Below are 14,390 nucleotides of genomic sequence, written 5' to 3' on the forward strand. Positions count from 1 at the left end.
CTAATCCTCCCTCATGTATTGGTAATGGGCGGCGCAAGTACCTTCTGTGGAGACCATACAAGGACCGATCGGATGAATCGGGGTACAGCCTTTATTAAACAAAATGCACTCTTCAGGTTTGATCAGACCTTTAATAATATCTCCGCAGCGGCATTTCGTTTTTCGCGGTTCACCTGCTGAAACGTTAAACTTCTTTTTAGCGTCGAAGCGGGCGTACTTTTCTTTAAGGACTAACCCGCTCTTTGGAATCGCGCTCATCCCGCGCCATACCTCGTCATTCGGCTCTAAATACTCGTCTAATAATTTTTGAGCCGTAAGATTACCTTCATCTTTAACAAGGTATGTATAGTCATTTAGGATATCCACCTTTTTTTCAATGAGAAGCTTCAGCAGCTTATAAATGCCGCTCAGGAGCTGGACAGGCTCAAACCCGCTGATCACACCCGGCATTCTGTATTCTTCCGCTAGAAAATCAAAGCTTTGTTTTCCGGACACAATCGAAACGTGGCCGGGCAGCAGAAAGCCGTCAAGATTGATTTCCTCGGACTCAAGGAGGGCCCGCATGACAGGTTCTACTAACTTAGTCGTCATCCATATGGAAAAGTTGTTTAGTTGTTTATTCTCAGCTTCGCGTATGGCAAGGGCGAGAATTGGAATCGTTGTTTCAAAGCCGATTCCTAGAAAAATAACCTCATGATCAGGATGGTCTTCCGCGATTTTGACACTATCTAACGGGGAATAGACGACCCGGATATCCTCTCCGTCTGTTCTAGCCTGCATCAGGCTATGTTTGGAACCAGGAACGCGCATCATATCGCCAAATGTGCAAAGTATCCGGTTCGTTCCTTTAGAAAGCTGGATCATGGCATCGATAGATTTTTGATCGGTTACACAAACCGGACAGCCTGGCCCCGCAATCAGCCGGACGTGGTCTTTTAACCGGCTTTTGACGCCGCTTTTCGCCAGCGCCATCGTATGAGATCCGCACACCTCCATAAAAACAGGAACCCTGCCGAAGGTGTCTTTAAAATCCTCGGCCAGTTCTAAAACGGCTTGAAGGGATTCGCGGCTTAACTTAGGGTCAGAAAACTGTTCAAGCTCTTCCATCAAGAAGGTTCCTCCATTCTGTCATGCTTTCTTTCGCATACGTTTCATCTACTATTGTCATCGCCTGGCCTGCATGCAGAAGTACATAATCATTCACTTTTACTTCTGGTACAAAAAACGTTCCCACGTGCATCCTTGACCCCATGACATCGACTAACGCCCGTTCACCATCTATTTGAATAATTTTCGCAGGCACGCCTAAGCACAAATCTGTTCACCCTCCTTTGCTGTATCCCGCCTGTGACGCAATAATGAGCTGTCCTAACGCTAACCCTCCGTCATTGCAGGGAACCCTTTTATGGGTAAAAACAGTAAAGCCTTCTCGTTCAAGACGCTGCTTGATTGAGTTTGAAAGATATATATTTTGAAACGATCCTCCAGAGAGCACGACGTTTCGGTTGAGTTCTGTGTTTCTTGTCGTAAGCTTCTGCATCATTTCCACACAGCAGGTAACGACTGTCTCGTGAAAAGACGCGATGATCTCAAAAACAGGTCTCTGATTTAATTTGTCCTCAGCGATATGCCGTATCATTTCAGAAAAATCGATTTGAAACGCATCTTCGATTGGTTTGATTTGATAGGGATAAGTTTGAGCTGTAAATTCAGATGGAAGTCGAGTCATAGGATCAGATAGCTTAACAGCGGCTTCCCCTTCATAAGTGGAGCAGGTGCAAATCCCAAGGATGGCGCTTACCGCGTCAAACAGACGGCCGCAAGTTCCTGCCATTGGTGAATTGAGCTTATTTTTAACCATTTGAACGATAATCTCAATTTCTTTTACATGATCAGGAAAGAGCTGGATCGCTAATTCTCTGCCCTCTAACGGATAGAGGTGTATGAGCATTCCAGCAGCATTACGCCACGGTTCTTTTATAGCTTTTTCTCCTCCTGGCAGCGGGGAGTAGGAGAGGTGGCCGAGACGCTTATAAGCAGCGGCATTTCCATATAAAAATTCAAATCCCCACGTTTGCCCGTCATCTCCGTAACCTGTCCCGTCTAAAATAATGCTTAAGCATGGTTTTGTCAGTCCGTTATCTTCCATACACGACACATGATGGGCATGGTGATGCTGCACAGGAACGACTCGGCCTCCTTGATTCTCTAAGAGAGAACGGGCGGCATACAAAGGATGCTTATCGATGGCAATAAATCTAGACTGGATGTCAAACCATTCTTTAAAATGATTCAGCTGACTTTCCCCATGTCTCAGCATTTCTTCACTGTCTAAATCTCCAATGTGGGGGCCGATCACCATGTGATTTTTTCTTCCCACAGCAAAGGTGTTTTTTTGATTTCCCCCTAAGGCGATGATGTGGTCGACGGGGTGGTCCGTTTTTACGGGTTCAGGCACCAATCCCCTTCCATTTCTCAAGACCATCATGCAGCTGCCGTCAGACTGAAGGACTGAATCATCGATGGGAAGGTAGATGTCTCGATTATGATCCAGCACATAGACGCCAGCTCTTCCGATGGTCTTTCCCGATAGGAAATCGGGCGGCCGGAAAGATTTGCGCTCGTCATAACAAGGCACTCTACATTTTTCTCAAACAATAGGTAATGAAGCGGCGTATAAGGCAGCATAATACCGATAGTTGAGAGTCCAGGCGATATGGATTCAGGCAGCGGACAATCAGCTTTTTTCTTTAATACAACAATGGGCCTGGCCGGCCTTGTGAGCATTTCCTCTTCCAGCTTGTTTATTTCACAATATTTCTTCGCGTCGTCAAGAGATTTCACCATGATGGCGAGTGGACGCTGCGGCCGATTCTTTTTCTGCCGCAGCCGCTTGATGGCACTTGTCTGAAAAGCATCACAGACTAAGTGGTAGCCGCCGATTCCTTTCACAGCTGCAATCTTTCCTTGAGAAATTTGATTGACCGCACCTTTTATAGCTTCATGATCTTCGCTGATCACTTTGCCTTTTAGATCGAAAAGCTTAATCGCCGGGCCGCACCTTGGACAGCATATCGGCTGGGCATGGTGCCTTCGATCCAAGGGATTCTCATATTCACTCCGGCAAAGCGGACACATTTCAAATTCGCCCATTGTGGTATAAGGCCTGTCGTAGGGGAGGCGTTTTGTAATCGTGTAGCGCGGTCCGCACTGGGTACAATTAATAAAAGGATAACGATAGCGTCTGTTTGTGGGATCAGAAAACTCTTCTAAACAATCCTCACATACCGCAGCATCTGGTGATACCAATGGAAGAGAATCGCTCGTTTCTTCACTTCGTAATATCGTAAACTGTTGATAAAAAGCAGGTGGTACCTGCTCGGTATTTACTTGATCTATTTTTGACAGCGGCGGGGAAGAGGCGGTTAATTCTTTCACCATTTTGCGAATGGCTGCAGCTTCCCCTTCGACTACTATGGTTACCCGCCCCCTATTGTTTTGGACGCTTCCTGTCAGGTGATGTTTCACAGCCAGGGAATAAATAAAGGGGCGGAATCCGACTCCCTGAATTCTGCCTGTCACTATAATTCTTAAAGCTTCGTACATTTTTGATAAGCGTCCTTAATCCACTCAATCCAGCTGTCCATTCCTTCGTGGGTGAGGGCAGAGAGCTGTTTAAACTCTGCTTTTGGATTGATGGAAGCCAAGTCCTGTTTTGCTTCTTCAATATTAAAAGGCAGGTAGGGGAGAAGGTCGATTTTATTAATAACCGTCAAGTCTGTTCGCCTGAACATCACGGGATATTTCGGGATTTTATCATTACCTTCCGGCACGCTTAGGACAACGACTTTATAATCCTGGCCCAGATCATATCCAGATGGGCAGACGAGGTTGCCGATATTTTCGATAAAAAGGATATCGATGTTTTTAAAATCAAATTCCGGCAGCGTTTTAGCGATCATGCGGGCATCTAGATGGCAGCCGCCCACCGTATTGATTTGAACCGTTTTAACGCCAAGGGAGCGTAATCGTTCGGCGTCCCTGTCCGTGGCCAGGTCTCCTTCAATAACAGCAATCCTATACTCATCACGTAACACCTTCACCGTTTCCTCAAGGAGGGTCGTTTTACCTGCCCCGGGAGAGCTCATGAGATTAATAACGAGCATTTGATGATCTTTAAAAATTTTCCTGTTAAAGTCTGCGGCTTCATTTAAATCCTTTAACACTTGTTCTTTAAGCTTTACTTTCACGTCCCGTCACTTCCTTCATAAGATTCGACTCTAAATGTTTCCCCTTCTAAAAGCTGGCAGCCCGTCCAGCCGCATTTGGGGCAGATCGCAATTTGATAGTCAGGTTCAAACTCCATCAGACATTTTTGGCATTTTGCCTTGGCTGCTTCTCGAATAATCTGCAGCTGTGTCTTTTCATCGATAAGAGCCTCTCCTTGTTGCTGAAAATAAAAAAAGGCTATTTCCAGAGCCTCTGGTAAGACATTGGATAAACTTCCGACAATAACTTCAATCTTGTCGATTTTTTTAAACGACCGCTGCTTCGCATCTTCAGAAACCAGCTGGATGAGCTCAGCCATGAGTGACATTTCATGCATAGGAACACCCTTTATTTATCTTTATTAAAATCTATGCGTTACTTTTTATATCAGAACTGCTTGTACGCATAATGAGTAAAGTGGAATCATAAAAAAATACAGGCAGTCATTGCCTGTATTTAAGGTTTTATAAAAATAGCTTCAAGCGGAGGCTGTTCTCCCACAAACCCCAGCGCAACAGCAGTATACGCCTGGTTCGGATTAAGCGTGGCATCCGGAATCGTCAACACGACATTTGGTGTACCGGCGACGCGCACTTCAAGATCTGTGGTTGTAGGCGGCAGTGACAAGTAGCGTGTGGCTTTACCAAACGGGACATTTCTAAATAGGACCTCTCCGCCTTTTACAGCGATATCAACAGCAGGGGCATTCGGCGATAAGTGCCAGAATCGGACCTTGGCTTTTCCAGAGGATACGCTGTCACTGTCAATCACAGCAATCAGCTGCAGGCTGCTTACGGGGCCTGCGGCTGCAACGGTGTACTTGTTTCCTGCTCCGACTTCAACCATCTGTGAGAGGACAGGCTGATTCGTTTGTCCTGCCGGGTAAATATCGATTTGGTACTGGCCCGCCGGCACAGTTACATAATTGCTGCGCTGCTTATAAGAAAAACCTTCTAACATCGGCTGTCCATTGACGTACACATCAACATCCGGGGCGTCGGGGGAAGCATGAAGAACGCGGACCTCGGCTTCACCGTTCATGCCTATCCTGTTGTTTTTATTGTCATTCATCATCCTCTGCATACATTCCAAGTGTTTTTGGTAATAATAGATATGCATTTGAGGATCGCTGTACTTATAATATTGGGACATTAAATCATATTTGGCCGCTTCCCATGCGAGTTGATCAAAGTTTTGCTGATACATTTCCGTACTCCTTTCAAACAAACTGATAACATTAGCCTATTCATCTTTTTAAAATAGGCATCTTGTCTGTTCCGTTGCTCTTTTTATTTGGACAGGCGATAATGAAAAGAATACGGTTGGAATCGGAAAATACGGGCAAAGGAGAAATTACATATGAAAAAATTAATGTGTATCGGCTTATTTCTCTTTCTTTTAACTGGCTGCGTCAAAGGCGATTTTGGCGTAAAAATCAACAAAGACGGCAGCGGTGTAAATACAATTACGATCGGAGTCGAGCAGGATACTCTCGAACAGTTCAGCGGCGCGGAAGATGGTACGATTACCGCTCCTTATGAGGACCTGGAAGCCCAGGGCTATTCGATCAAAGAAATCAGCGAAAACGGATTTGTCGGTTTTCAGGCAACAAAGAAATTCGACGACGTTCGTAATATGAAGGTCATTCCAGATACTAAAAAGATGAAGGAAGAGCCTCTCGATACATCGGAAGAAAAGCCGCAAGAGTCACCAGTTGACTTTAGTGTTGATGAAGGGTTTTTTACAAATACTTACCGGCTTGAGGGAGAGGTAGACCTTGATAATTCCCTTGGCTTAGGAGGGGGCATGGATCAGCTGCTGGCCAATCAGGTAGACTTAACGTTTACTTTGGACCTGCCGGTTAAGGCCTCCGAACATAATGCAGATGAAGTGGACGGCAGCGTATTATCTTGGCAGATTCAGCCCCTTGGAGTGACGGATATTATCGTTGAGGCGAAAGCACCCAACCTTACGAATATTATTTGGACAGGGTCAGGACTGTTAGTGGTGCTGGCGATTGTAATCTTAGCGGGGAGAAGAAAAAAGAAGAAAAACCGAATAAAGGAACTTCCATAACTTTGGAAGTTCCTCAGGCTGTCGAGAAAGTCGCAACCGTTTTTTCTTATGGAGTTTCCTCTAACGTGGTTGGTAGGATTCCATTGGCCATAAAAGGGGACTAATAGGTCGGGAACCACTTCGCTTTTTAGCGGAAGAACACCCAAGCCTTCTCGAGAAACCCACTCTGCGGGGTCTCGGATCGTCCGTTTCTTAAGCAGGAGTCTCGCTGCTTCCCATCCCATTACGAGGAAAAAGAGGAATGGAATTCTGCTCATGCGAGAAGAGGAATCAGCTGACCTTTACCTGGTACTTTGCATCTTTAAGAGCTTAAACTCCGAGAAGAGAGTCAATAGAACGAGAGAGAAAAGCTTATTAGGATAGGGCGAAGGGAAACGGTGAGACTCCTGTGGGAGGAACGTACAGGGTGAGATCCCTAAAAGGCGAAGCCTTAAGGAAGCTCACCGTACGCCCACAGAAAGCGATCCGTTTCCCGCAGCCCTAAGCTGTATCCGATCCTTTAAAAGAAAAGACTTCCATAACTTCGGAAGTTCCTTTTTAATGCCTTGCACACTTTTACTCGCGGTTATTTCTTTCTTCTGATGGATCTTTTCCTTCATCAGGTTCCTGCCCATCTCTATCTAATGGATTTACTTCATTTCGAATCAGATCATCTGCCTCATCTTGGTTTTCATTGTAGAAATTATTTCGGTTGTTATGAGTTCGCTCGATAGGCGGCCCTTCACCATTTTGATTATTGGTTCGTTCGTACAGTAAGTCATCCATTCGATTGCCATTAATATTGCAGGCTGTTAAGAATGCTGTGGCTAATACGAAGGATAACATTAGAATGCCTGCCTTTGCTTTCATCCCTGCACCTCCTGTTAATACTGTTTTCCTTAATATCTACATTATTTTTTTGAATATATATGGTAATAAAAGACAAGCTGCTGGCTTCTTTCGAAACTAGAAGAGAGATTTAATAAAATAAATTGTTTTTTAATAGGAAAAGGCTTACAATAATATTGAACAGGTCATCTGATGACCTTACTTATTTAGAGAAAATGAAAGCGGTAACGTAGCAGCTGAGGAGGAAGCAGGATGTTGTTAGCAGCTTTTAGTGCGATTATTGCCCCATTTGTTTTTCTTGTGCTTTTAAGAATGTCAGCTAAAAAAGGGATGTTCTTAAGTGCGCTGATTGTCATTTCCCTCGCCTTTTTTGTATGGGGTATGGAAGGGAAAGTAATCTCAGCTTCGATTTTACAGGGAGCTCATAAAACAGTTACGATTTTATTTATTCTTTTTGGTGCGATTGTGCTGCTTAATACTTTAAAGCGCACGGGAGCAGTTGACCGGATTAATCAAGGATTCCGCAGTATCTCAACGGATATGAGGGTTCAGGTCGTGATCGTTGCCTTTTTATTCGGCTCATTAATTGAAGGGGCCGCCGGTTTTGGAACGCCTGCAGCTGTGACGGGGCCTTTGATGGTGGCGCTTGGTTTTACACCGATGGCTGCGGCTGTCGTTGCCTTAGTAGCTGACAGCTCTGCCGTTTCTTACGGTGCTGTAGGGACGCCGATCCAGGTGGGACTCAGCAACCTTCCGAATGCGGGTCTTGAATTATTTAGAGACATAGGGGTTCAAATTGCGTTTCTCGACTTATTTGCTGGAACGTTTATCCCATTTCTCATCATCTTCCTTTTAACCGTCTTTTTTGGTAAGCGAAAAGGGTTTAAAGATGCGCTAGAATTGCTGCCATGGAGTCTGTTTGTCGGGATCGTTTACACATCCTCATCGTTCTTATATGCTGTGCTGTTCGGGTTTGAGTTCGTAGCTATTCTTGCCTCACTAACAGGTCTGATCATCGCTACCCTGACCGCGAAAAAAGGATTTTTGCTGCCGTCGTCAACCTGGCAGGATGCCCTGGAAGAAGACGTAAAGGGAACAGAAGCAGCGGCGGCAGCGGAGAAGTCTTCGATGCCTTTGCTGACCGCGTGGTCGCCTTATTTAATTATTGTTGCCTTACTGCTGCTGACTCGAATTGTTCCTTTTATAAAAGACGCAGCGTTGACGTGGATCGACCTTTCGTTGAAAAGCATTCTTGGTGTAGAAGGGGTAACGTCGAACTGGGAACTCCTTTATTCCCCGGGCGCCGTCCTCGTGGCTGCAGCTTTACTGTCACTTCTCATTCAGCGGAAGCCGTTCCATTGCTTTACGGGAGCGTCTAAAGAATCTCTTTTATCAATGAAAGATGCAGCCATGGCTCTTACAGCGACATTGGCGCTCGTTCAAGTATTTACGAATTCAGGAATTAACATGAATGACATTATCAGTATGCCTGAATATATTGCCCAGACTCTGGCAGGCAGCTTTGGACCTATGTGGCTGTTAATGGCACCATTTCTCGGAGAACTTGGATCATTTATTACCGGAAGTGCCACTGTTTCTGCACTGACGTTTTCCCCGATTCAGTACAACATTGCGGAGCAGGTAGGATTTGATACAAACACGGTGCTGTCCTTGCAGATTATTGGATCTGCCGCCGGCAACATGATCTGTGTTCATAACGTGGTGGCCGCAGGGACTGTGGTCGGACTCTCCGGGAAAGAAGGAGAGATTATTCGAAAGACGGTTGGGCCGGCACTGCTTTACGGGCTGCTTGTCGGGCTGGCGGCGTTCATCTTTGGTTCTATAGTTTAATATCACTCCCTCCTTTTTCCTAAGCCTTTTTTTGGAGTACAATGGAAGAAAGAAGGGTAATGGAAAGTTGAGGGACAAATGTGGAATACAAACCGATTCGATCGAAAAAAATTTATGAGCAGGTCGCTGATTCGCTGCTTGATTCTTTAAAAAATAATGAGCTGAAGCCGGGGGACAAGCTCGATAGTGTTGAACAGCTGGCAAAGAGCTTTAATGTAGGCAGATCAGCGATCAGGGAAGCACTAAGCGCCTTGAGAGCGATGGGAATTCTTGAGATGCGCCAGGGAGAAGGGACGTATGTCAAAGCTTTTGAAGCTAACCGGTTTTCGCTGCCGATTTCGGTTGCTTTCCTTATGAGCCGAAAAGATGTCGTCGAGCTGCTTGAGGTCCGGCAGATTCTCGAAGTAGGTGCCGCTGAAGCTGCTGCCCTCCGTCATACGAAGGAAGACTTAAAGCCTTTAGAGAATGCGCTGCTTGCGATGGAAGAAGCCAAAGGAAACGGGGAGCTTGGCGAACAGGCTGACCTCGCTTTTCACGTCGCTTTGGTAAAAGCGACACACAATCAAATGCTTATCCACCTGATGCAAAGCGTAGCCGACATTATGGTTCAGGCGATGCGCGAAACCCGGAAGCTTCTGCACACAGAAGAAGGAACGGAGCGGCTCCTGGAAGAACACAGGCAGATCTTCGCTGCGATTTCTGCACGTGATGAGAAGAAAGCCCGGCAGGCCATGCACAATCATCTAAGTAAAGTAGAACAGTCGCTTATGGATTATTTAGAGAGCTAGTGGGAGAAAGTTTTTGTTAACTTTCTGCTCCCTACTCATCAGATGACCTTATGTCATTAGGGAGGAAAAAAGATGAAGGTATCATTATTTATCACATGCTTATGCGATACGATTACTCCTGACGTTGGAAAAGATACGGTCCAGCTTCTTGAGCGGTTTGGATGCGAAGTCGATTTTCCCGCAAATCAGACATGCTGTGGACAGCCGGCCTATAACAGCGGTTATGTAAAAGAAGCCAAGCAGGGCATGAAGCAGATGATCAAAGCCTTTGAAAAAAGTGAATATGTCGTCGGGCCTTCTGGTTCTTGTGTTCACATGCTCAAGGAATATCCGAAGGTTTTAAAAGACGAGCCTGAATGGAGAGACAGGGCCGAAACTTTAAAGGGTAAAACGTATGAGCTGACACAGTTTCTCGTTGAAGTTTTAGGCGTGGAGGACGTAGGGTCCACCTTTAAAGGCACAGCCACCTATCATCCATCCTGCCATATGACCCGCCTGCTCGGCGTAACGGATGCCCCTCGTATCCTGCTGGAAAACGTCAAGGGTTTAAACATTATTGACCTGCCGCTTAAAGAGGACTGCTGTGGATTTGGCGGAACGTTTGCTGTGAAAAATGCGGCTGTCTCTGAACAGATGGTACATGAGAAAGCAGAACATATTGATGAAACAAAAGCGGAATACTTAATCGGCGGGGATATGGGCTGCCTGATGAATATGGGCGGACGCCTGCGTCGTAATGACAAAGACGTAAAGGTCCTTCATATTGCTCAAGTGTTGAACAGTCAATAAGAGAGGAGAGCTTGAATGAGTATTAAAATTAGCAGTAAAACGTATGCAGATCGAATTCAGGCGGGTATTGACAACACGTTTATGCGCCAGGCGGTGTCTTCTGCTCAAGGACGGTTCCGGACGAGAAAGGCAGCAGCTGCCGAGGAGCTTGGCGACTGGGAAGACTGGCGGACACTTGGTGAAGAAATCAGGCGTCATACCGTAGAGAACCTGGATTATTATTTGCACCAGCTCAGTGAGCAGGTGGAAAAACGGGGCGGTACGGTTTTTTTCGCCAAGACAGCCGAAGAAGCGAATGAGTATGTGCAGAAGATCGCCCTCGAGAAGCAGGCGAAAAAGGTTGTTAAATCAAAATCAATGGTGACGGAGGAAATCGGCTTAAATCATGCTCTTGAGGAGTCTGGCTGTGAAGTCGTCGAGTCCGATTTAGGGGAGTGGATCCTGCAGCTAGATGAAGATCCGCCTTCTCATATCGTCACACCGGCCCTTCATAAAAACCGAAAAGAAATTCAGCAGACGTTTATGGAGAAAAAAGGCTACACAGGTTCAGACGAGCCGGAGGAACTGGGCGCTTTTGCCCGTGAGCAGCTGAGACAGGATTTTTTATCGGCGGATATCGGAGTGACGGGATGTAATTTCGCTGTCGCTGAATCAGGTACGGTAACGCTCGTCACGAATGAAGGAAACGCCCGTATGGTCACCTCACTGCCTGATACGCAAATATCGGTGATGGGGATGGAGCGCATCGTTCCGACATGGGAAGATCTTGAAGTCGTCGTGAGTCTTCTGACCCGCTCATCCGTTGGCCAGAAGCTGACGAGCTATATTACCTCGTTGACAGGAACAAGACAGGAAGGCGAAGTAGACGGGCCGGAAGATTTTCATCTCGTTATTGTTGATAACGGCCGCTCGAAAATTTTAGGAACCGAATTTCAGTCGGCTTTACACTGTATCCGCTGTGCAGCTTGTATCAATGCCTGCCCGGTTTATCGCCACGTCGGCGGCCACTCGTATGGATCGATTTATCCAGGGCCGATCGGCGCCGTGCTTACACCTCTGCTTGATGGCTATGAGGATCATAAAGATCTCCCTTATGCATCCACACTCTGCGCCGCCTGTACGGAAGCTTGTCCGGTTAAAATTCCGCTTCATGAACATTTGATCAGGCACCGTGAAATCATCGTGGAAAAAGAACAAATGGGCTCTAAAGCCGAAGCTGTCATGATGAAGGGGTACGCAAAATGGGCATCAAATCCAGCGGCCTATAAGCTGAGTACCAAGGTGGCCCTTACGGCGATGAAGCCTTGGACGAAAGACGATTTTATCGAAAACGGACCTGGCCCGCTAAAAGGCTGGACGGACTCCCGTGATTTTCCGGCACCATCAAAGGTAAGTTTCAGAGACTGGTATAAAAAAAGAGAGAAAAGGAGGGGACATTGATGGCCATTCATAATCGTGAAAGTTTTCTCGATCATGTATCTGAAAGTCTTGGGCGCCCGCGAAAAACAGAAGTCACTCCTCCCGCTTATTCTGTTCATCCGCAGTCCCGCGTGCTAGCAGGCGCGACAGCCGATGAACTTGTCGATGTTCTGGAAAAGCAGTGTGATGTCATTCATACAACTTTTAAAAAAACAACGACAGAGGGACTCTCCCAAACAATGAAAGCAACCCTTGAAGATTATGGTGTGCGGGATATCGTGGCCGCCGGCGGTCCGCGTACTGAGTCTGCAGGGCTTAATCACTGTTATGAGATATTAAAGCATGACGGCTACAATCTTCACATTTGGGATGAAAATGAAGGCAGCCGCAATCTCACAATTGCCGAACGGGCAGGCGCAGGCATCGTCTGCAGTGACCTCACGCTGGCCGAGTCAGGCACGGTCACTCTTTTTAACGACCGGTACAATGGACGTTCCATCAGTCTCCTGCCTGAAACGTTTATAGCTGTCATTCCAAAAAGCACGCTTGTCCCGCGTATGACGCAGGCAGGCCAATTGATTCACGCCGAAGAGAAGAAAGGGAACCTTGTTTCTTCCTGCGTCAGCTTTGTCACAGGACCAAGCAACAGTGCAGATATTGAAATGAACTTAATCGTTGGTGTTCACGGTCCGGTTAAGGCGACCTATATTTTAGTCGATGATCTATAAGAAGAAAACCCAGTCTAAAATCGACTGGGTTTATTGTTTTTTCGATGTTAAATAAAGGGGGTAGAAATGATAAGATAAACAGATCAACTCTCATAAAAAGAAGGTATATATTTGGATATTGTATTGTTTATCATCATCATTCTAACAGCTTCTATTCTGCAGACGAGCACCGGCTTCGGCTTCTCTATTCTCGCCACTCCATTTTTACTGCTGCTTTTTGAACCGAGAGAAGCGATTCAAATCAACCTTATTCTATCTCTCGTAATCTCGTTGGCGTTAATTCAAAAGATTAAGGAAGATATTGACTTTGGGATCGTCAGAAGGTTTATTGCAGGCAGTGCAGCAGGTTTGCCGGTCGGGATGTTAATTTTTCTTACCCTGGAGATCAGCATGCTGAAGATTGTAGTAAGTGTCATTATTTTGCTGTTAACCTTTATGCTGATGCTGAACTTTAGAGTTTCTCAAACCAAAGGGAGAGATTTAATCACCGGAAGCTTATCCGGCACTCTGACTACGAGTATCGGGATGCCCGGCCCTCCGCTGCTCCTTTATTTTGCAGGAACGAATACACAGAAAGAAACATTAAGAGCGACCACGCTCGCTTTTTATTTATTTATCTATTTAATCAGTTTAGTTATTCAAGTATTATTTGCGGGAACCAATGCAGTGATTTGGATAGCAAGCGGTCTCGGTCTCCCGTTAGTGCTTATAGGTTTATTTGCAGGACAGCTGCTGTTTAAATGGATCAACCCTCGATTGTTCCAAATATTTATATATGTCATTTTGTTATTCACAGGCATTTATTTACTCGTCGAAAACTGGAATGCATAACATGATTAGAATCGAACAGCTACCTGTACTAAATCCTGGACGCTTCCGTCATTGGCACTTCTCGTATATACCCACAATTCCCCTTCTGCTGCAGATGGCGGCCGGTCGAATCGTACAGGAGTGGAAAAACGGCCATACATAGGGGCTCCTGCTGACGTTTGAATAGGAGATTCATCGGTAACAACTTGACCTGTACTGTCGATGATCCGGTATAAAATGCTTCCTTCAAAAGCTCTCGCGTACCCGCTGAGCAACTGGCCGTCTATTAAAGGAGTGCCGGCAAACGGCTGGGTTACTAAAATATTCTGGGAGGAAGGCAGAGGAACAACAAGATAATAGCCTGGATAAATGACGTCAGGAGATAACCCCGGACGATATTTGTTGGCATTCAACAGGGCAGCCAGTGATAGGCCAAAGCGGCGGCTGAGGCTGTTCAGCGTATCCCCCGGTTCGATATCATAAATAAAAGCAGGAACTCTCAAAAACTGATTGGGGTAAATAAAAACAGGATTTGCGACCTGAGGATTAATTCCGTGCAGTAAATCCACGCTGGCTGAATACCTCTGAGCGTAGGAATAGAGCGTGTCCCCCTGGCTGACCATTTGATACACCTCGTGAAGGCCTGGTCTTGTCAGCACTAACAGCTGTCCGGGATAGATCAGTCCTGGGTCGGTAATCGGAGGGTAGAGAGCGTTTGCGGATTCAATCAGCGAAACATTCGTCCCAAACCGGTTGGCAATCGTATATAGTGTATCTCCGGGCTGAACGGTGTACATAAAATGAGTCTGGTCCACGATCGGCATGTCATTTC

General features: G+C 46.1%; 16 protein-coding genes. 7 read left to right on the forward strand and 9 right to left on the reverse strand.

The features are described from left to right. The 7 genes from hypD to HUS26_RS16965 form a co-directional block, all read right to left on the reverse strand. Window positions 1–1,107, reverse strand: coding sequence for a hydrogenase formation protein HypD (hypD, locus tag HUS26_RS16940; protein WP_217424736.1), 1,107 nt, complete (start codon window positions 1,105–1,107; stop codon window positions 1–3). After that, window positions 1,094–1,315 carry a HypC/HybG/HupF family hydrogenase formation chaperone gene (locus tag HUS26_RS16945; protein WP_173918220.1) on the reverse strand — a complete coding sequence of 74 codons (222 nt, stop codon included), beginning with the start codon at window positions 1,313–1,315 and terminating at the stop codon, window positions 1,094–1,096. The genes hypD and HUS26_RS16945 overlap by 14 nt, the downstream gene beginning before the upstream one ends. A gap of 6 nt (window positions 1,316–1,321) precedes the next feature. Further along, the gene (locus HUS26_RS20075) at window positions 1,322–2,557 is read right to left on the reverse strand and encodes a hypothetical protein (protein WP_254434226.1); all 1,236 of its coding nucleotides are present in this window, start codon (window positions 2,555–2,557) and stop codon (window positions 1,322–1,324) included. Next, on the reverse strand, window positions 2,485–3,606 hold the full coding sequence (locus HUS26_RS20080; RefSeq protein ID WP_254434227.1) for a Sua5/YciO/YrdC/YwlC family protein: 1,122 nt from the start codon (window positions 3,604–3,606) through the stop codon (window positions 2,485–2,487). Before HUS26_RS20080 ends, HUS26_RS20075 begins: the two co-directional genes overlap by 73 nt. Continuing rightward, window positions 3,591–4,250, reverse strand: coding sequence for a hydrogenase nickel incorporation protein HypB (hypB, locus tag HUS26_RS16955; protein WP_173918221.1), 660 nt, complete (start codon window positions 4,248–4,250; stop codon window positions 3,591–3,593). Before hypB ends, HUS26_RS20080 begins: the two co-directional genes overlap by 16 nt. Beyond that, on the reverse strand, window positions 4,247–4,606 hold the full coding sequence (locus tag HUS26_RS16960; protein WP_173918222.1) for a hydrogenase maturation nickel metallochaperone HypA: 360 nt from the start codon (window positions 4,604–4,606) through the stop codon (window positions 4,247–4,249). Before HUS26_RS16960 ends, hypB begins: the two co-directional genes overlap by 4 nt. Window positions 4,607–4,725: 119 nt before the next feature. Beyond that, entirely contained in the window at window positions 4,726–5,475 is a 750-nt protein-coding gene (locus HUS26_RS16965) for a DUF4397 domain-containing protein (protein ID WP_173918223.1), read from the reverse strand. Window positions 5,476–5,628: 153 nt separating this feature from the next. On the opposite strand from HUS26_RS16965, the gene HUS26_RS16970 reads away from it, so the two are divergent. Next, window positions 5,629–6,345, forward strand: a complete 717-nt coding sequence (locus HUS26_RS16970) for a hypothetical protein (protein WP_173918224.1) — start codon at window positions 5,629–5,631, stop codon at window positions 6,343–6,345. A 555-nt stretch (window positions 6,346–6,900) separates the two neighbouring features. Here the strand turns inward: HUS26_RS16970 and HUS26_RS16975 are convergent. Then, window positions 6,901–7,194, reverse strand: coding sequence for a hypothetical protein (locus HUS26_RS16975; RefSeq protein ID WP_173918225.1), 294 nt, complete (start codon window positions 7,192–7,194; stop codon window positions 6,901–6,903). A gap of 231 nt (window positions 7,195–7,425) precedes the next feature. Here HUS26_RS16975 and HUS26_RS16980 point away from each other — a divergent pair, with 231 nt between their 5' ends. From HUS26_RS16980 to HUS26_RS17005, 6 genes are all read left to right on the forward strand, one after another. Next, on the forward strand, window positions 7,426–9,024 hold the full coding sequence (locus HUS26_RS16980; protein ID WP_173918226.1) for an L-lactate permease: 1,599 nt from the start codon (window positions 7,426–7,428) through the stop codon (window positions 9,022–9,024). A gap of 80 nt (window positions 9,025–9,104) precedes the next feature. Then, window positions 9,105–9,812 carry a FadR/GntR family transcriptional regulator gene (locus HUS26_RS16985; protein ID WP_173918227.1) on the forward strand — a complete coding sequence of 236 codons (708 nt, stop codon included), beginning with the start codon at window positions 9,105–9,107 and terminating at the stop codon, window positions 9,810–9,812. A 72-nt stretch (window positions 9,813–9,884) separates the two neighbouring features. Beyond that, window positions 9,885–10,601 (forward strand): (Fe-S)-binding protein, encoded by a 717-nt coding sequence (locus tag HUS26_RS16990; protein ID WP_173918228.1) that lies wholly within the window; start codon window positions 9,885–9,887, stop codon window positions 10,599–10,601. Between the two features lie 15 nt (window positions 10,602–10,616). Further along, window positions 10,617–12,041, forward strand: coding sequence for a LutB/LldF family L-lactate oxidation iron-sulfur protein (locus tag HUS26_RS16995; protein WP_173918229.1), 1,425 nt, complete (start codon window positions 10,617–10,619; stop codon window positions 12,039–12,041). Next, complete coding sequence (locus tag HUS26_RS17000; protein WP_173918230.1) at window positions 12,041–12,748, forward strand: lactate utilization protein C; 708 nt, start codon at window positions 12,041–12,043, stop codon at window positions 12,746–12,748. Before HUS26_RS16995 ends, HUS26_RS17000 begins: the two co-directional genes overlap by 1 nt. Window positions 12,749–12,859: 111 nt before the next feature. Beyond that, a complete protein-coding gene (locus HUS26_RS17005; RefSeq protein ID WP_173918231.1) occupies window positions 12,860–13,579 on the forward strand; it encodes a sulfite exporter TauE/SafE family protein in 720 nt (239 codons plus the stop codon). Window positions 13,580–13,584: 5 nt separating this feature from the next. On the opposite strand, the gene HUS26_RS17010 is transcribed toward HUS26_RS17005, so the two are convergent. Beyond that, a complete protein-coding gene (locus HUS26_RS17010; RefSeq protein ID WP_173918232.1) occupies window positions 13,585–14,382 on the reverse strand; it encodes a LysM peptidoglycan-binding domain-containing protein in 798 nt (265 codons plus the stop codon). Between the last annotated feature and the right edge of the window lie 8 nt (window positions 14,383–14,390).

The organism is Halobacillus sp. Marseille-Q1614 (genome assembly GCF_902809865.1).
Taxonomy (GTDB): Bacteria; Bacillota; Bacilli; order Bacillales; family Halobacillaceae; genus Halobacillus_A.

Excerpts from the sequence above, each read along its gene's own strand:
- hypD (WP_217424736.1), bottom strand. The coding sequence starts at position 1,107 with ATGGAAGAGCTTGAACAGTTTTCTGACCCTAAGTTAAGCCGCGAATCC.
- HUS26_RS20080 (WP_254434227.1), bottom strand. The coding sequence starts at position 3,606 with ATGTACGAAGCTTTAAGAATTATAGTGACAGGCAGAATTCAGGGAGTC.
- HUS26_RS16960 (WP_173918222.1), bottom strand. The coding sequence starts at position 4,606 with ATGCATGAAATGTCACTCATGGCTGAGCTCATCCAGCTGGTTTCTGAA.
- HUS26_RS16965 (WP_173918223.1), bottom strand. The coding sequence starts at position 5,475 with ATGTATCAGCAAAACTTTGATCAACTCGCATGGGAAGCGGCCAAATAT.
- HUS26_RS16970 (WP_173918224.1), top strand. The coding sequence starts at position 5,629 with ATGAAAAAATTAATGTGTATCGGCTTATTTCTCTTTCTTTTAACTGGC.
- HUS26_RS16975 (WP_173918225.1), bottom strand. The coding sequence starts at position 7,194 with ATGAAAGCAAAGGCAGGCATTCTAATGTTATCCTTCGTATTAGCCACA.
- HUS26_RS16980 (WP_173918226.1), top strand. The coding sequence starts at position 7,426 with ATGTTGTTAGCAGCTTTTAGTGCGATTATTGCCCCATTTGTTTTTCTT.
- HUS26_RS16990 (WP_173918228.1), top strand. The coding sequence starts at position 9,885 with ATGAAGGTATCATTATTTATCACATGCTTATGCGATACGATTACTCCT.
- HUS26_RS16995 (WP_173918229.1), top strand. The coding sequence starts at position 10,617 with ATGAGTATTAAAATTAGCAGTAAAACGTATGCAGATCGAATTCAGGCG.
- HUS26_RS17000 (WP_173918230.1), top strand. The coding sequence starts at position 12,041 with ATGGCCATTCATAATCGTGAAAGTTTTCTCGATCATGTATCTGAAAGT.
- HUS26_RS17010 (WP_173918232.1), bottom strand. The coding sequence starts at position 14,382 with ATGCCGATCGTGGACCAGACTCATTTTATGTACACCGTTCAGCCCGGA.